General features: G+C 34.6%; 12 protein-coding genes and 2 pseudogenes. 12 read left to right on the top strand and 2 right to left on the bottom strand.

The features are described from left to right. Positions 1-151 precede the first annotated feature (151 nt). The 6 genes from MHH98_RS12475 (at position 152) to MHH98_RS12450 (ending at position 9,889) form a co-directional block, all read left to right on the top strand. On the top strand, positions 152-826 hold the full coding sequence (locus tag MHH98_RS12475) for a response regulator transcription factor (RefSeq protein ID WP_076065108.1): 675 nt from the start codon (positions 152-154) through the stop codon (positions 824-826). Further along, complete coding sequence (locus MHH98_RS12470; RefSeq protein ID WP_340712990.1) at positions 823-2,190, top strand: sensor histidine kinase; 1,368 nt, start codon at positions 823-825, stop codon at positions 2,188-2,190. The genes MHH98_RS12475 and MHH98_RS12470 overlap by 4 nt, the downstream gene beginning before the upstream one ends. A 228-nt stretch (positions 2,191-2,418) precedes the next feature. Beyond that, positions 2,419-3,405 carry an alpha/beta fold hydrolase gene (locus tag MHH98_RS12465; protein WP_445684007.1) on the top strand — a complete coding sequence of 329 codons (987 nt, stop codon included), beginning with the start codon at positions 2,419-2,421 and terminating at the stop codon, positions 3,403-3,405. A 1,116-nt stretch (positions 3,406-4,521) separates the two neighbouring features. Further along, a complete protein-coding gene (locus MHH98_RS12460) occupies positions 4,522-7,128 on the top strand; it encodes a cation-translocating P-type ATPase (RefSeq protein WP_340712988.1) in 2,607 nt (868 codons plus the stop codon). A 297-nt stretch (positions 7,129-7,425) separates the two neighbouring features. Further along, on the top strand, positions 7,426-8,727 hold the full coding sequence (locus tag MHH98_RS12455) for an NCS2 family permease (RefSeq protein ID WP_076034888.1): 1,302 nt from the start codon (positions 7,426-7,428) through the stop codon (positions 8,725-8,727). Positions 8,728-8,983: 256 nt separating this feature from the next. Beyond that, a complete protein-coding gene (locus MHH98_RS12450) occupies positions 8,984-9,889 on the top strand; it encodes an HNH endonuclease (RefSeq protein ID WP_076065105.1) in 906 nt (301 codons plus the stop codon). Positions 9,890-9,937: 48 nt separating this feature from the next. On the opposite strand, the pseudogene MHH98_RS12445 reads toward MHH98_RS12450, so the two are convergent. Beyond that, a pseudogene (locus MHH98_RS12445) lies at positions 9,938-10,102 on the bottom strand (DUF3427 domain-containing protein); the annotation flags it as partial. A gap of 431 nt (positions 10,103-10,533) precedes the next feature. Between MHH98_RS12445 and MHH98_RS12440 the strand changes: the two are divergent. From MHH98_RS12440 to MHH98_RS12415, 6 genes and pseudogenes are all read left to right on the top strand, one after another. Beyond that, the gene (locus tag MHH98_RS12440) at positions 10,534-10,986 is read left to right on the top strand and encodes an ATP-binding protein (protein ID WP_076065104.1); all 453 of its coding nucleotides are present in this window, start codon (positions 10,534-10,536) and stop codon (positions 10,984-10,986) included. Between the two features lie 591 nt (positions 10,987-11,577). After that, positions 11,578-12,003, top strand: a pseudogene (locus tag MHH98_RS22090) (McrB family protein); the annotation flags it as partial. 62 nt (positions 12,004-12,065) lie between these two features. Continuing rightward, positions 12,066-12,644: a hypothetical protein gene (locus MHH98_RS12430; protein ID WP_340712983.1), complete on the top strand. Its 579-nt coding sequence runs from the start codon at positions 12,066-12,068 to the stop codon at positions 12,642-12,644. Beyond that, positions 12,616-15,009, top strand: coding sequence for a restriction endonuclease-like protein (locus MHH98_RS12425; protein ID WP_076065102.1), 2,394 nt, complete (start codon positions 12,616-12,618; stop codon positions 15,007-15,009). The genes MHH98_RS12430 and MHH98_RS12425 overlap by 29 nt, the downstream gene beginning before the upstream one ends. Positions 15,010-15,091: 82 nt before the next feature. Beyond that, positions 15,092-15,679 (top strand): Maf family protein, encoded by a 588-nt coding sequence (locus MHH98_RS12420; protein ID WP_076065101.1) that lies wholly within the window; start codon positions 15,092-15,094, stop codon positions 15,677-15,679. A gap of 450 nt (positions 15,680-16,129) precedes the next feature. After that, positions 16,130-17,020, top strand: a complete 891-nt coding sequence (locus MHH98_RS12415) for a patatin-like phospholipase family protein (RefSeq protein WP_038181160.1) — start codon at positions 16,130-16,132, stop codon at positions 17,018-17,020. Between the two features lie 82 nt (positions 17,021-17,102). On the opposite strand, the gene MHH98_RS12410 is transcribed toward MHH98_RS12415, so the two are convergent. Beyond that, entirely contained in the window at positions 17,103-18,896 is a 1,794-nt protein-coding gene (locus MHH98_RS12410; RefSeq protein WP_076065100.1) for a S9 family peptidase, read from the bottom strand. Between the last annotated feature and the right edge of the window lie 220 nt (positions 18,897-19,116).

Here is a 19,116-nt window from a genome sequence, read left to right as displayed (position 1 = left end):
TAATATTCTTATACCTGATTGCTAAAGTCTAGTAATTTATCCTTAGTAAGGGACTTCTATTTACTCTCGCAAATAAAGGGAGAATAGGAGTAAATCAATTTTAATTATAGTATAATAGTTACTTCAATATGAGATGGAAAAGAGGGAACGGATGCCTACTATACTGGTTGCTGACGACGATGCGGTTATTCGCGAACTCGTTTGTTTATTTTTACGCAACGATGGATTCGAAACACTTGAAGCTGTGGATGGTAAGGAAGCACTGACTGTCTACGCCTCGAAGCATGTGGATCTTGTAGTACTTGATATTATGATGCCGATTATGGATGGTTGGACGTTATGCAAGGAGCTTCGAAGAGCCAATCCGGATCTTCCTTTACTTATGCTCACTGCGAGAGGTGAAACATGGGAGAAAGTGAAAGGATTCGAACTTGGAACAGATGATTATTTGACGAAACCATTCGATCCGTTGGAGTTGACGGCTCGTGTTAAGGCACTATTGAAACGATACCGCATTGGCTCCACACAAACGATCCAGTTTGGGAACATCATCCTTGATCGGCAGACATATAAGGTGATGAGTGGGGCAGATTCGCTTACTTTACCACTCAAGGAGTTCGAGTTGCTGTATAAGCTCGCTGGAACACCGGGGCAGGTCTATACTCGCGCGCAGTTGATAGATCAGATTTGGGGGATCGATTACGCTGGGGATGATCGAACGATAGACGTACATATAAAACGTTTGCGTGAACGGTTCTCTACTACAACAGATTTTCGTATCGAAACTGTGCGTGGACTTGGATACAGGCTTGAGGTGGACAAATGACCAAATCCTTATATACACGTGTTGTATTGACATTTCTGGTCTCCGTAATCGGTGGCACTATCATTGCTTTTTTTATGTCAACTTGGGTATTTAAAGATAAATTGAACGAAAACTTAAAATTCCCTTTACTTCACTTTGGTCAGGACATTGTCCGGATTTATGAAACACTTCCGTTACGTGAAGCGGAGTCATTCGTAAGTGGAATGAAGCAACTTGATTCATATCATATTCGAATTTATGATGAAACGGGGCAATTCCAGTCATATGGATCGCTTAACGGACACAATCCGGTGACTGTAACTAATGAACAACTAAAGGAAGTGCTTGATGGAAAAGTTGTTCAAGTCAATCCGAATGGTGTTGCTAGTTTTTTCTTAGGGTTACCGCTGAAAACGGAAATGGGAACGAAAGCAATGTTTGTAGAGCCGCTAGCACCACCTTCCACCGCATTCACTAGAAAGTGGGCACTAACTTTTTTGACTTATTCGTTGATTGCAGGAAGCTTATTAATTCTAGTCGCAGCCATGTTTCTAATAATGCCGATTAAAAAGCTGACGCAAGCAACCAGGCGTATAGCAGTTGGAGATTTCAACGTTAAGCTGAATATTAAACAAAAGGGTGAGCTTGGTACTTTAGCTCGCAGTTTCGAAGAAATGACTCATGATCTACATCAACTGGAGCAGATGCGTAGGGATTTCGTATCGAACGTGTCGCATGAAGTTCAATCGCCGCTTACCTCGATATCCGGTTATGCTTTAGCGCTCAAGCAAGTAGAACTCACAGATAACGAGAGAAGCCGTTATCTCGATATTATCATCGCTGAAGCAGATCGGATGTCTAAGATGAGTGATAGCCTGCTCAAGCTGAGTTTACTTGAATCACAGTCACAGCAACTGCAGTTGGTCACGTTTAACCTTGATGAACAGATTAGAAGAGTCATCGTTGCGATCCAGCCACAATGGTTCGCTCGTAACATTCATTTCGAGCTCAATTTAAAAGCCGTTCGTCTAATGGCTGATTATGATCAATTAAATCAAGTATGGACGAATATACTCGGCAATAGCATCAAATTTTCCGAGGATGGTGGAGTTATTAATGTCAGCATCGACCAAGATAACAAAAACGTGATGGTACGAATAACCGACACTGGCATTGGTATTTCACTCGCGGATCAGAAGCGTATGTTCGAGCGGTTTTTTAAGGCCGATCGTTCTCATAGTCGTAAGTATGACGGTAGCGGTATGGGGCTTGCCATAGTCAAACAAATTGTATCGCTTCATCAAGGGAACATTCGAGTGGAAAGTGAGCTGGGCAGAGGAACGACCATCATTGTCACCTTGCCAATAACAACGTCAACAGATTAGTTAAATTGATAAGTTATCAAATGGATTGTTTAAAAGTAGTTTCTGTATTCACCATACTACGACATTATTGCAAGTTTTCTTGCAAATAATGTCGTAGTATTTTTTTGCTTGTTCATATTCAGTTCATATTCAGTTCATATTGTCGTCATAAGGAGTACATCTTCGTCATATAAGCTTTCCTAAACGGCTTGTTAAGGTAGCCCAATAAACAGATGAAGACAGGAGAAGATGAAAGTGAAACTAATAGAGACAATGAAAATGAGAATGGGAAAGAGAACAAGTAAAGCAACATCCATTCTACTTAAAATAATAGGAGCAATAATTATAGTGTTCGGAATTTTTTTGGCAACGGTTTATATAGTTAATATTGTCTGTAATAAATCGGAGCAAGGAAAAGTAGTACCCTATGGCCAGTCTGTAACAGTCGATGGGAAAAATATGAATGTTTTGATTCAAGGAAAAGGCGAAGAGACTGTCGTGCTACTACCTGGATATGGAACAGCTGCACCTGCACTTGATTTTAAACCACTAGTGGATGAGCTATCTCCATATTATAGAGTCGTCGTGGTTGAGCCTTTTGGTTATGGATTAAGTGACAATACCGAAAAAGAACGAAGCACAGAGAATATTGTAAGTGAACTTCATGAAGCATTGCAGAACCTGAATATTAATCAATATATTTTAATGGGTCATTCCATTGCAGGCATTTACGGGTTGGATTATGTGAACAAATATGAAAATGAAGTAAGTGCATTTGTCGGAATCGATAGCAGTGTTCCAACACAAGGCGGTATGGATACTAAATTCCCAATAAAAACGTTTCAATTTCTCAAAAAATCTGGTTTAGCTAGATTGGTAGTAAAAGTAATTGATGATCCATATGCTGGACTACCATATGATGACAAAACAAAAGAACAAATGAGAATTCTTTCTCTCAAAAATATGTATAATTCCAGTACCTCAAATGAAATGGAAAATTTTAATACTAATTTTATAGCTGCTGAAAATTTAACATTCCCCAAAAATCTTCCCCTGATTTTCTTTATACAGGCGAATAATACAGGTGTGAAAAGATGGATACCATTGCATGAAGAGCAAGTAAAAGATTCGGTACATGGAAAAGTGATGACACTTGAAGGAGAACATTATTTACACCATACCAAATCAAAAGAAATCGTTGAAAACTTTAGAAGATTTATGGAAGAAATAAAATAAGTGTACTGAAAAAGGTTCCTCCATGATTTAGTGCATATGGATAATAGATAAGTGATATAAAGAGGCTGTTCCAAAAGTCGATGAAAACCGCCTTTTGAGGAAAGCCTTTTTTAATAGAAAGTAAAGATATTTAAATAAGAAGAATAATTGTGAGTGGAATATAGTTGCAAACCAATCTTATCAAAAGAATAAGGATTTATTCTCGGAAAGAAATTGAAGAGCAGGGCGAATGTCGAATTTTGGAGTTAGAATGCAACTGACAAGGGACATATAGTAAAAAACCTCACCAAATTGTATGTTGGTGAGGTTTTCTCACGTTTAAATGTGTCACTTTAGGATTTTTTTGATTCAATTATACGTGACTGCCCAAAGAAATACGCAATTTTGCAGTAGGTAGATTAAAAGCTAATGAACGATAATCGGCTCTTATCGAATGTTTCTACTCTTCCACTAGGTATGATGTTTTGAATAAAATAGCCAATTGAAAAGTTGATATTATTAATGTCCATACAAGTGTACCGCTACTTCGACTTCGAAATTCCGCTAATTTTCAAGATGGCGTTCATTTGCTTTATGTTGGATAGAACGAGCAAGTTACTAAGTACAAAATAAAGGTGAATCTATTTTATATTTTACAATTAAATTAATTTCTATATCGATTATTATCATACTGGAATGTAAATAGGAATAGTATTGTTAAAGTAAAAATATTATTGCGGTCGAGAAGATAGAGAACTAAATTGACATGCATTTCATTAAATTCTATTTCCAGGGGATATATGTAATTGAATTTACTAACTGTTTAAGAATGGGCATTCCAAAAGGGGGGAAGGGGTTGAAATCTAGAGTTTTTTCTACTGAATATAGTTAGGTCTACAGCAAACGATACAGATTTTTTAAGTAACACTAGCATACAAATTTGTACTGACAGGTTATACATTCGTTAACTACTGACACATAGTCCCGCCGTTTTTAAACTAACTAATTTCTATTCTGTTTTTCACAATAAATTGATTTATTCAAGTTTTGCGAGCCTCTAAGTTAAATAGGATAATAGTTTAAAGTTTCTTTAATTAGCATGATAGTCTAATAACTTCATACTGGAAGGAGAATCAGATGTCAGAATATCATCAACAATCATCAACTGAAGTCATGGATATGTTGGACGTAACAAAACAAGGGTTAAGTGATTATGACGTCGAAAAGAGACAAGAAGAATACGGCTATAATGAATTGGTGGCAGGAAAAAGAACAAGCGCAATTGCCGTTTTCTTCGGACAGTTTAAAGATTTATTAGTCATTATTTTAATGATTGCCGCTTTCATTTCATATCTATTAGGTGAAGTAGGAAGTACTATTGTGATTTTGATTGTAGTTATTTTAAACGCAATCCTGGGCACTGTACAGCATGTGAAGGCAGAAAAGTCTTTGGACAATCTGAAAGAACTGACTTCTCCAGTTGCAAAAGTGATGAGAGATAATCAGATTGTTGAAATTTATTCAGAAGATATTGTGGTTGGTGATCTTCTCTATTTGGAAGCCGGTGACTATGTAAGTGCTGACGGGAGATTATTAGAAAACTATAATCTTCGTATAAATGAAAGCTCGCTGACAGGGGAATCGTTGGCTGTAGAGAAAAGCACAGTACCCATTGTAGATGATCAAATTACTATTGGTGATAAAAAAAATATGGTTTTCACTGGGAGCTTTGTCACTAATGGACGTGGTATTGTAATTGTTACAGCTATTGGAATGGAAACAGAAATCGGGAAAATTGCCAATTTACTAGATACTGCAAAGGAGAAGAAAACACCTCTACAAGTAAGTCTAGATCAATTTGGAGAAAAATTAGCATTAGGTATTACGCTAATCTGTTTAGCTATTTTCACTATCGATCTTTTTAGAGGCCGTGAAATAGTGGAATCTTTTATGTTTGCTGTTTCACTTGCAGTTGCTGCAATACCAGAGGCATTAAGTTCAATTGTTACTATTGTGTTGGCTTTTGGGACACAAAAAATGGCAAAGGAAAATGCCATTATACGCAAGTTATATGCAGTTGAAAGTCTAGGTAGTGTTTCTGTTATTTGTTCAGACAAAACGGGAACCCTCACTCAAAATAAAATGATTGTTCAACAAGTATATGTTGATCAAAAAGTTATTTCACATAATCAACTCCATACAGAGAATGAAATCGAGAAGGATCTTATCTTAAAGGCGATCTTATGTAATAATGCCTTGGAGAGAGATCAAAAAGAAATTGGAGACCCTACTGAAATTGCACTAGTAAAATTAGGGAAGCAATACAATCTTGACGAATTAATCGTAAGAGATAAATTTCCAAGAACGGCGGAAATCCCTTTTGATTCAGACAGAAAGCTTATGAGTACAGTGAATCATATTAATCAACAAAATGTCTTGATTACCAAGGGAGCATTAGATGTTCTTCTAGCTAAAATTGTGAAGATCAAAACATCTCAAGGCATCATTGATATTACTGCAGCACATCGTAAAAAAATAGAAGAAGTAAATCGTTCCTTTTCCATGAATGGTTTACGGGTACTAGCGATTGCTTACAAAGAAATTAGAAAAAATCAAACGATTCATGCCTCAGTCGAAAATGATTTAACCTTTTTAGGATTAGTGGCGATGATGGATCCTCCTAGAGAAGAGTCAAAAGAGGCGGTAGAAAACTGTATAAAGGCTGGTATTAAACCAGTTATGATTACAGGGGATCATAAAATAACAGCAACAGCTATTGCCAAACAAATTGGTATTTTAAATGATCCTTCAGAAGCGATTGAAGGATATGAAATTGAAGAGTTAACTGATCAACAACTACAAGAAAAAGTTCCAGATATTTCTGTCTACGCCCGAGTAACACCAGAGCATAAGATACGTATCGTTAAAGCTTGGCAGGAGAAAGGGAATGTCGTTGCGATGACGGGAGATGGAGTCAATGATGGCCCTGCCCTAAAACAAGCAGATATCGGTGTAGCGATGGGGATAACCGGTACCGAAGTAGCAAAAGATGCATCCTCTATGATTTTAACGGATGATAATTTTTCAACGATTGTCAAGGCTATTTCGAATGGTAGAAGCATGTATACCAATATAAAAAACGCCATTCTATTCTTATTGTCGGGTAATGCAGGTGCTATTTTTGTTGTTTTATATGCAACAGTATTAGGTTTACCAGTTCCATTTGCCCCTGTTCATCTGTTATTTATCAACTTACTTACAGATAGTTTACCAGCTATTGCAATAGGTTTAGAGCCACATAATAAGAAAACAATGAAGGACAAGCCTAGAAATATTAACACTCCATTATTAAATAAAAAATTTACTACTCAAGTGGTGCTCGAAGGATTATTAATTGGTATTTCAACCATCATTGCTTTTCAAATGGGATTGTCAACGGGAGATACCCTAACAGCAAGCACAATGGCATTTACAACATTATGTTTGTCAAGGTTAGTACATGGCTTCAACTCGAGGTCAAAAGAATCGATCTTCACAATCGGTATATTCTCGAATAAATATACTTGGCTAGCATTTTTAATCGGATTTATAAGTTTACATTTAGTACTATTTGTTCCATCACTTACGGGTGTATTTGAAGTTGCAAAACTAAGTGGGGGACAATTAGGTATTATTTATAGCTTGTCTATTATGCCGTTTTTAGTGAATCAGTGGTATAAGCTTTTGTTCGTGAGAAATAAATAATATCATAAAGATTCAACAGACACTCTTAGCAGTGTCTGTTTTTTTGCGCTCAAATATTTGAATATTGGGATTCTTGATTTTTTGTCGAAAACTAGAATTAATTCCTATCATTAAAGAATTAATTCTATAGATATATTGCATAATAAGAAAATCATTGGAATAGCAAATAATTATATAAATATAATCAAAACATTTAGAGAATAATGACTTTGAGAAAAGGGGTTGCATTTCGCCTTATAAGCGAATATTATATTTAATGTTGCAAAAAATGTTCGTGTTTAAGAAGGAGGAATATTAATGTTTCGTTTAAAAGAACATGGTACGAATGTTAAGACTGAACTTATTGCAGGAATGACTACATTCCTTACTATGATATATATCGTTGTTGTAAACCCGATAATATTATCGGATGCAGGTGTACCACTTGATCAAGTATTTATGGCAACTATTATTTCTGCTGTAATAGGTACATTATGGATGGCACTTTGTGCGAATTATCCAATCGCAATTGCTCCTGGTATGGGGTTGAATGCATATTTCACTTATGCGGTCGTATTATCCTCTGATGGTAAAATTGATTATTTAACGGCTTTTGCTGCTGTTTTCGTGGCAGGGATAATTTTCATTCTTTTATCTCTGACTCCATTACGTGAAAAACTAATAACGACGATCCCGCAAAATTTAAAACATGCAATTACTGCAGGGATTGGTTTATTTATCGCATTCCTTGGCTTACGTATGGCCAAAGTGGTTGTCGCAAGTGATAGTAACTTAGTGATGCTAGGTGATTTAACTTCTCCTGGTGTACTCTTAACGTTGTTTGGTTTATTCATCACTGTTATTTTAATGGTACGTAATGTCAAAGGTGCATTATTTATCGGTATGATTGTTACTGGTATTGTAGCAGTGCTAACTAATCAATTACATATTGAAAAAGTGTTAGCTCTTCCTCATTTACCAGAAGGTATTTTAATTTGGAACCCAATTGAAGCATTTAGCCAAGTCTTTTCATTTGGATTATATGGCGTTGTATTCTCATTCATTTTAGTTACACTCTTTGATACAACAGGTACAATGGTTGGTGTCGCAAAGCAAGCAGGTTTGATGAAGGGCGATAAATTACCTCGTGCACGACAGGCATTATTAGCTGACTCAGTTGCCACAACTGTTGGGTCTATGTTTGGTACAAGTCCAACAACAGCGTTTGTTGAATCTTCATCTGGTGTTGCTGCTGGTGGTCGTACAGGTTTAACTAGTTTAACTGTTGCTATTCTATTCATCGTTGCTTCATTCTTTGGTCCATTAGTGGGCGCTGTTTCTGGTGTTGCTGCTATTACTTCTCCAACTTTAATCATTGTTGGTACATTAATGATTGGATCTGTAAAAGATATTGAATGGAGTAAATTTGAAGAAGCGTTCCCAGCATTCTTAATCATTTTGATTATGCCACTAACTTCAAGCATATCAACAGGGATTGCTTTTGGTTTTATCACTTACCCAGTTTTGAAAATTGTTAAAGGTGAAGCGAAAGAAGTACATCCAATGCTTTATGTTTTTGCTATTCTATTTGCATTCCAATTACTATTCTTACCTCACTAATATAGGAAATGCTCACGGCACATTTAGATGCAGTGGGCATTTTTTCTTGTTTTAGAATGATTGGTATTTCGTATGATATTACAGAAGGGTATTATGATACAGTAAAACTTTCTTTCAAATGGCTTAAGTCGTTTATTTCGGAAACCTAGTAGAGGAGAGACTGTCATATTAGAAATGTAGAGTAAAGCATGATTCTACATTATACAGGTTCAATAGTGGTATTATTGTATTAGAATAATGTAAGAGGTGCATTGGTGTGAATTTTTATATAGTTATGCAAGGACAAACGTATGAAGAAGAGAAAAAAAATAATATTATTTGGTCTCACAAGTTAGATAAGAGTGGTCAAACTCCGCATTTCTGGGGCCGAATGAAAGAAGTAGAAGCAGGGGACTGTATTTTTCACTATGTAAAAGGTGATATTGTAGCAGTAAGTATCACTAAAACAGATTTCAGTGAATCGATAAATCCATATAAAAGTGAGAATAGTGTTGATGGTTTTACAGTTGAGACAGTCTATGAAGAATTAGAGAAGCCACTAAATATTAAAATGCATTTTGAAGAAATTCAGCCGCTCCTTCCTTTAAAGTATTCAGCTTTTCAGGAAAATGGTGATGGAAATCAGGGGTATCTATTTCCATGTAACGAGCTATTAGCAATAAAAATTCTGGAACTCATAAGTGATTTAAATATATATGAGGATGATCAGGAGCAGCTAGAGTTTGCGATCGGGCCAATAGTAAGTAACGAGCGCAATAGTTTAATTCCGATAATTGCAGAAACAGAAGCAGAAGCGAAAGTGAAAATCCGTAAAGGTAAGCAAAAGCATACAGAATCTTTAGCTCCATTATGGAATCATCAATGTGCATTATGTGGTATTGATTTACCAGCCATGCTTCTTGCAAGTTATTCAAAACCTTGGAAAGACAGCACGAATGAAGAGCGGTTAGATCCATACAATGGTTTGTTACTATGCTGTAATCATGATGCTTTATACGATAAAGGCTATATTGCTTTTGATGGTACAGGTAAAATTCATATATCAGACAGATTGAATGAAGGCGATTATGAGAAATACGGTGTTAATCCTAAAATGCGTGTAGTTCGAAGCGAACCAAATAAAAAGTATTTTAAGTGGCATAAGAAGAATGTGTTTAAATAGAGTGTTGAATAAAAAACTCGAAGCAGCGATTTGCTTCGAGTCTTTTTATTATTCTTCTACCAAGTAATGATAAATATCGTACTGTACAGGTTGTTCAAGAACCATATTCATTGTTACGACAGGAATTTCCTTCCCATCTTTGTCTACCATAGATTCTTCTTTAGGTGAGCTTTCAACAACAGAAATTTCACCTAAATAGTAGAAGTCAAATCCTTCACCATCATTTCTTCAAAGTTAGTTGTTGAAAGCCTAAATATAATCTATATTAACAATTCTTCGGCGTACGAAGAGTCAAGTGAATCAGAGGTGCTTAGAATTCTGGATATACTAGGAAGAGTTTGGCATGTTCCGCTCTATATGTTCCAGCTTTCTTCTGAGCACCGTCTATGTCTTTAATTTTGCCAACTTCACTAAACAAGTAGAATGGTTCCTCGAAGTACTCTACAAACAGCGCAACGAAAGTTCCACAACAACCACCTCAATTCTTAGATAATGAATAAATCTTGTACTTTTTAAGTTCTTGTTCCTTTTTACTTAAGCAGTATAATGAGTTATAACTATTTATTCAAGATGATACAAATATTTATAATGATTTTTGTCCTTTTATGTTTAATTAAATAAGTTCTTGGAGTGAGAAAGAATGAATGAAGAAGATTATGATATATTGGTTCCGCATGGCTGCCCCATTAATTATGTCTTTAAGATCAATAGGATATAGTTTAGAGACAGCAATTGCTGATATTATTGATAACAGTATAGACGCTTATGCTAATGAAATTAATATTATGATTGATTGGGATAGTGATGGTAGTTATTTAAAAATAACAGACAATTGTTATGGAATGGATTTAAATACATTAATTTTAGCCATGCGATTAGGTTCTAAGAGTCCTAATATTTTAAGAAGTAAGTCGGAATTAGGAAGATTTGGAATGGGATTAAAAACAGCTTCTTTTTCTATTGGAAAAAGGCTTACAGTTAAATCAAAGCAAAATGGTATTGAGAATGTACGTTGCTGGGATATAGATATTATTGAGGAATCCGATGCTTGGAGATTATTCATGAATCCATTGGATAAGCTTAGCTCTACTAATTAATATATTATTTTGGTGAATACTAGAGTGTGTAAATATTTTAAAAATATGAAACAATTGATTTGGATTGGAGAGGTTATTATGGCGACAATTAAAGGTCAAGCTGATAAATACATAGATTTTCTAGTAAATGAACTAGATTTAACAAAAATAGATACGAACTTGCTAACAAGAGATTTAACGTTAATTTTATCCCCAGGTATTCAAGGAGAAAAGACAAAATATCTTGATATTAGTGTTTCGAAAATTAATAGTGTTAGATCTAAAATGATTAACTTTACTAATAATTTTTTAATTATCCGCTTTTATGATGTTTTTTTAATAGCAGATTTGAAGCAGTTTTTAAATAAAATGACTAATGAAAAGTATATTTATAGTCCTCCTGGCAATCCAACTACAAGAAAGTGGCAGTATACTGTTGAAGAAGATAGTACAGGTTATTTTATATGTTTGACAAAAAATCCAAAAGAAAAATTTCGATTACTTCTTGTAGAGCATGTTGATATTAAAGAATATTTCAATGATATTAATGGAGCATTTAGTTATAAATCAATAGAGAAGAAGCTAAGAATAAGCGAGTTTATCCCTTCCGTTTGTTCTTATATCTCTACAAAAGGTTTCATATATTCAGAGAATAATATCAAAAACCTCTATCTCTCCCTACGAAGCAAGCCATTCGTAATAATTTCTGGGATTTCAGGAACTGGGAAAACAAAAGTTGTCCAACTATTTGCGGAAAGTATTGGAGCTACTAAAGATAATGGGCAGTTCAAACTTATTCCAGTACGACCGGATTGGAGCGACAGTTCAGATCTCATCGGATATACGGATCTAAAAGGGGATTTTATAAAAGGGCCCCTAACTCGAATGGTTGAACGTGCAATCAAAAACCCTAATGCTCCTCATTTTATACTTTTAGATGAAATGAATTTAGCACGTGTGGAATACTATTTTAGTGATGTATTAAGTGTGATGGAGAGCCGTAGCAGAGAAAATGGAGAAATAACGTCTTCGCCTTAATTTCAAATGAAGATTTTACACTTCATTTACCTGGGAATCTTTACATCATTGGCACAGTTAACATGGATGAAACAACACATCCATTTAGTAAAAAAGTTCTGGACCGTGCGAATACAATTGAATTTAATGAAATTAACTTACTTAATTTACCTTTAGCGTTAACTGAAAAGATAGAGCCAATTTGTATAACGAATGAAATGCTTCAGTCAAAATATATTCATTTAATTGATTTATTAAATATAGATGATGTTAGCGCGAAAAATTATGAACTACTTGTAATTGAGTTATCAGAAAAACTAGTTTCTATTAACACTCAACTTGAAAAAATTCATGCTCAAGTAGGTTATCGTGTCCGTGATGAAATTTGCTTTTACATGGCGTATAACGATGAATTCCAAATTTTATCAAAAAATGAGGCATTTGATTTCTGTATCATGCAAAAGATTTTACCGCGTATTTCTGGTAGTGGAGATCGTATTGAAAATGTATTAAAAGCGCTATATCAACAATTTACAAATAAAGTATATGTTCGTGAAACAGAAGTGCAAGATACAGCTCCTTATCGATTAAGTGCGAAGAAAACAGCAGAGATGTTAAGGAGGTTAGAGCAAGATGGCTTTACTTCTTTCTGGATCTCATAAATCAATAAAGCTACTTGAAATTGAAACAGATGAGCTGAAAGTCATTATAAAAGGTGATTTAAATACAAAATATCATGCTTCAGTAACGGATGATGTAGAGATGAATTTTTCAATTAGCGATAGTAACGCCAGAATAACTATTTATAATCGAGATACAGAACAGTTTGAAGATTTTTATCAGATAGCAAAACATAAGCCCATATTTTTTGAAAATGGCCATTATCAGCTTTATATACGACCGAAAAACGAAATAAACTATACGTTTTATCATGAATATGCTCCTTTTCGAGAAGCTATCACTGCAGTCGATGAAGATGAAAATCGCCTTTCAGGTGTACTACATTTTATGAATGAAGTAGGTCTTTCAACATTAGAGGTTCGCAAGGAAAATCAGACCATTTTAGGTTTTACAATCGAGATTTTCCCTACAAAGCTAGATTATGTAAAGGATTATAGGGAGCTTGTAAATGAAATTAATAAAGAAATTCATCATTTATCATATAGCTTTATTCAAAGAACTCACTTAAAAGCGAGTGCGGAAATTTATCAGGATCCTTCCCCTACAGAGTTTTATCGCCTAATCGAGCTACATTTTGAGGAGTATATTAAAGCTATTCAACATATTGAGCGAATGCCGCATCAACAGTTGCAAACAATATATGAAGAAGTGCGTGGGGATAAGATTAGGAGGCAAGATAGTGTTAGTAGAAACTACTTAAGAAAAAATGCACATCGCTTTATTGATGTACCGAATGGTTTGTCTATTCATGGCCGCTCTGTTATGCCGACAAAAGGTCTGCTTATAAAAAAGCAACGGACGGTGGATAACCATGAAAACCGCTATATAAAATGGACGATGACAAGAATTAGTGCAAAAATAGGAAAGCTGATTAAACATTATGAAGGATGGTGTGCTGACCAGCAAAGAGAACCAGATAAAGAGATTCATCAAATTTTAATGACAATGTTTAAAACGCTTGACTTACATTTGAATAAAAAATTGTGGCAACAAGTAGGCAAGCTGGATCGTTCTGTACATAGCCTTGTATTACAAATGGCAACAGGCTACAGAGAAGCATTTCATGTATACGCTTATGTATTTCAAAGCCTAATGTTATATGGCGATTTCTACAAGATGTCTTTGAAGAATATTGCGATGCTGTATGAATATTGGACATTTATCAAGCTCGGAAAAATTTTGCGTGAAAAGTGTGATCTAAAAGAGCAGGATATCGTGAAATATCATGATGGTGGTTTATATGTAAGACTTCAACAGGATCAATCCTCAACATTTAAATTCAATCATCGATTAACAGGTGAAGAAATCATCTTACAGTATCAATACAGAACAAAAAAATCTCCTACTGTTTCGCAAGAACCTGATTCTATGTTGAGTATAGGTAAGAAAGGGAAAGATTATCTCTTTCAATATATTTTTGATGCTAAATACAAAATTGATGTAGACAGTAAAGGGAATATTGGTCCTAAAAATGAGGATATAAATACAATGCATCGTTACCGTGATTCAATTGTTGTTGAGCAAGATGGTAAATATGAAAGAACTGCATTTGGTGCATATGTATTGTTTCCTTGGAAAGATGACGCTCAGTACAAAGAAAATAAGCTCTATAAAAGCATCGATAAAGTAAATATTGGAGGATTGCCTTTTCTTCCTAATAACTCACACTTAGTAGAAGAAGTGATTGATAACCTTTTAAATAAAAATGCTGAAGAATTGCAACGTGAAGGAGTTTTACCTAGAGGGTCAACCTTGAACTTAAAAGAAGAAAAGGATTCCTATATTTTATTAACGCCATTATCCAACGAGGAACTAGGAGAAAAGAAACAGCAGCTACAAATTGAAATTCATAAAAGTGGTTTACCTATAGATTGGCGACTAATAAGCTCAATTGCTTTAGTAACACCAAAAGCAATTGAAGAAATAGGAAATATCACTTCTTACGAGTTAAAAGAAGATAAAATTGTATTTCATATAGAAGCTTGGAGTACATTGTATCCGTATAAATATACAAATGCCTTTTCATTAAATGAAAATATTACTGTCAGTAGAATAAGCTTTAATGAGGCTAGGATATTATCTGAAGTATTTGTAAAGCAAGGACATGAAAGTAAGGTGTGGAAAATATTTAAACGTATTTCTCCTGAAACAACAATTGTAAAATTGAATGAAATTGATTTGAATAGCGGTAGTTATGTTTGCGCATTCCAATTAGGTGATAAATTATTTGATTTGATAGGCGAAAAGTTAATTCATGGAGAATATGAAATAGATATAAGTGATGAGTTTCAATTAAATATTTTTAAACAATTAGAAGAAATACTAAAAAATAGTGAAATGATTTGATACCTTGAAAATGTAGATGATTTGTTGCTTCACTTTGCAAATACCGACATCTTTTGTATGATACAAATGAGGAGTGAAGACTATGCAATTTCAAACAACAAGATCATTTATTTTAGCATCTGCATCACCACGTCGTAAGGAGCTTTTTGGCCGTTTAAATATACCATTCGAAATCGTTACTGCTGATGTAGAAGAAACGAGTGTACAAGCGTCAGAAGTGTCGCAATATGTTACAGAGGTTGCACTATTAAAAGCGCGCGCAGTTGCGAAATTATCACCAGGTCAAGTAGTCATTGGTGCAGATACAATCGTAGCAAAAGACAATCAATTACTACATAAACCTAAGAGTCATGACGAAGCAATGGCACATCTTAGTACTCTACGTAATACAGCACACGAAGTTTTAACAGCTGTCGCAATTATTGAAGAGGACGGGACAGAGTCAACATTAGTTGAAAAAACGACAGTCATTTTTAAAAATGTTTCTGATGCATTGTTAGAAGCATATGTCGCAACTGGGGATTCTTTTGATAAAGCTGGTGGTTACGGCATACAAACTGAAGGTGTCTTTTTGGTCGATCGTATTGAGGGTGATTATTTAAACGTAGTTGGCTTACCGTTAGCATCGTTATGTGAGCATCTCATTGCTAGAAAACTAATCACATTATAAAAAGTAACTATTTCAGTTTTTGTTTCGAAAAGTTAATGATACAAACTGTACATAAAAAGAGGACTTCAATTTTGAAGTTCTCTTTTTCCTTTTAAAGTCTATATTTTTTAAACACTTTAGAAGGAGATAGATCATTCGTTTCATCGGGTTTATAACATTCTTTATCATGGTATGGAAGTTCTATGTCATTCCAATCGAAGTCATCTTCTACACATTTTATAAATAAGTCATATCCTTCTTCATCCTAAAGAATCTGCAAATCTATTAAATGAATGGAACGATTATTCACTGATGGTACCTTGTAGGATGACCTTAATACTTCCTTTTTCTAAATCTAATCAAAATAAATTAATTTAGATAAGAAACATTTTCACGGCATTTTCGACATAAGTTCTTAATAACGCTCTCATTTCTTACGGAGTTATCAGTACGGATGAAGGGGGAAAAGTATTGATTGTCGATGGGGTATTTTCTGGTGGGGGAATTAAAGGCTTTGCATATTTAGGAGCATATCAAGTGCTTGAGGAAAGGGACATTCATTTTAATCGAGTAGCTGGAACGAGTGCAGGTGCTATTTTCGCAAGTTTTATCGCAGCTGGATTTACCTCAACTGAAATAGAGAAGATGTTAGATGAACTGGATGTTTCTTCGTTGCTTGATCCACCTAGAACATTGTTTGGATTGTCATTTCTGAAATGGCTAAATCTATATTTTAAAATGGGATTATATCAGGGAAAAGCACTAGAAAAATGGTTTTATAAAAAACTAGCAATTAAAGGCATTTATACATTTGGTGATTTACCAAGCGGTTCTTTAAAGCTCATCGCTTCTGATTTAACGAATGGCAAAATGCTAGTACTCCCAGACGATTTAAAAAACTATGGGGTAGATGGGGAGTCATTTTCAGTTGCACGCGCTTTACGAATGAGCTGTGGAATTCCTTTTTTCTTTGAGCCGGTCAAACTAAAGATTGCAAATGAAGAATCAATAGTAGTAGATGGAGGAGTACTTAGTAATTTTCCGATATGGATATTTGATGATGATAGTGGTTGGAAAGAACGGCCAGTTATTGGATTGAAGCTAAGTCATCCTAGAGAAGAAATGGAACCGCAAAAAATTAATAATGGACTCCAATTATTTGAAGCACTCTTTACAACTATGAAAGATGCACATGATGAGCGATATATTTCTCGTAGACTTGAAAAGGACATTATTTTCATACCCGTTGAAAATTACAGCGCGACACAATTTGATCTAAATCAAGAAACAAAAGAAAGTTTAATCAGTATTGGAAGAGAAAGCACATTGCAATTTTTAAAAACGTGGCAAAACGTTTTTTAGTAATAAAGTTGTTTATTATAAATTTAAAACTGTAAAAACCTCCTACCAATTAATTTGATAGGAGGTTTTTACAGTTATTTATTTATTTATTTATTTCTGTATTAAAGAATTCCAGTATCTTTTTATAAACGAAAATTTCGTTCGCCTTTTTCGTGAATCCATGTCCCTCATCCTCTAGCACAGTATATCCCACTTCTCGTCCTTTTTCCGTCAACGCAGCTACGATTTGGTCAGATTCCTTTTGTACAACACGAGGATCGTTCGCCCCTTGAATAACTAACATAGGCTTAGTCATACCGTCTAAATACGTAATTGGTGAATCAGCTATTAATTTATCTTTATCCTTCTCTGGATCACCTATCCATTGCTTCATAAATGGTCCCCAAAACTCCGGAACAGATTCAATAAATGAAAATAAATTACTTGGACCAAAAACATCGACAACCGCTTTAAAATAATCTGCATGACGGCCGTGTAGGAGAAGTGCCATATAGCCTCCATAGCTTCCACCTAAAAGCAGCATTTTATCACGATCTGCATAGCCTTTTTCAATAAGCCAATCAATCCCCCTAATATTATCAAGACGAGGGCCATGACCCCAATCACCTTCAACCATTTTCATAAAGTTTAAACCATAATTCGATGATCCTCTAAAGTTAGGTGCAAAAATAGAGTATCCTTGGTTAACAAGGAATTGGAACATCGATCGAAATGATTTACGTTCATTAGCTTGTGGACCACCATGTGGCCATAAAATAACATAACCATTCGAATCTTCTTCCTTTGCCTTGAATAAGAGTGCCTCAATTTCTAAACCATCAAACGATGGATAGCGCAGCACTTCGGGTTCCACCAAATCCTCGTCTCGAATACCTGGTACTCTATAGTGCGTTAACTCTAACCAGGAACTTCCTGTTTCCTTTGAAACAAAAATATTATTTGGTTTCGTAGCCGTTTTCCCAAGCAAATATAAATGTCCGCTTGGCATGATAACCATTTTCTCAATAATATCTACAGGTATTTCGATTTTTTCATTTGTTCCATCTGCAATTGTATAACGATAAAGCCGATCCTCTACACCATAAGAACCAACAATATATAGTGCATTCTCTTTTTTTGAATAATAAATACTTGTAAAGTCTTCTTTTTCTAATTGAAGCACCTTTTTAAATTGTCTCGACTGAATGTCAAATTTCGCTAAATAGCTAAGATCGTCATCATAGTTTGTTAAAAAATAAATTTCGTCTTCAGAAGTATATACAAAATCGGATACTGTATGCTGCTCATCCGTTGGTGGTGTGAGCAATACATTCTCAACATCGGTCTGTACATATGCTAATGAATTCGTATTACCAAACGATTTAATATAAACAAATGATTTTTCTTCAGGGCTAACTGTAGCGATAAAAGTAGGCGCAACACTACCTTCTATAAGTATCTTTACCTTACCACTCTCAATGTCATAAACTAGACTATTTAAATACTTCGCATTCCCATCAGTTGTAGAGTAATATAGATTTTTACCGTTCTCGGTCAAATGTGCGTAGAGATGACGCTCTCCCTCTTTAAAGCGAATAGGTACTTGGCTTCCTCCCTCAGGTGCAATCGCATAAATTTGGCTATTTTCATCACCATCTTTATCAAATCCAGCTAAAAGGAATTCACCTGTTTTCGAATATGTAATAAAATTAGAGATTTGATTATTAAAAGTTAGTGGATATGGAAATTTTTTCTCTACATCCATTCCCCATAGATTAAAATGACCATTAAAATTCGTACATAATACAATCTGCTTTTCATCAGGACTTACGGCAAAATCACTAACGGTTAAATTTTGTAAAAAATTTGTTATATCCGGCTTTCCAAACTGAATCATAGCTATTCCTCTTTTCTTAAAGTTAATAAATACGAGTAACATCTCTTAATATGTACAATTATAAAATGCTCGAATGTAAACAAAAGAGATATCTAAATATTCTTACTTTATATTATACAAGATAAAATAAAAAATGTAATTAAATTCCAATTATGGTCATCTTTTTAAGGGTTTACTTGTTTTTAAACGAATATATTGTCAATAAACTACTTAATCATGG

The organism is Viridibacillus sp. FSL H8-0110, from assembly GCF_038003565.1.
Classification (GTDB): Bacteria; Bacillota; Bacilli; order Bacillales_A; family Planococcaceae; genus Viridibacillus; species Viridibacillus arenosi.
Note: the sequence above shows the minus strand (reverse complement) of the source record. Positions and strands in the feature narration are given on the sequence as shown.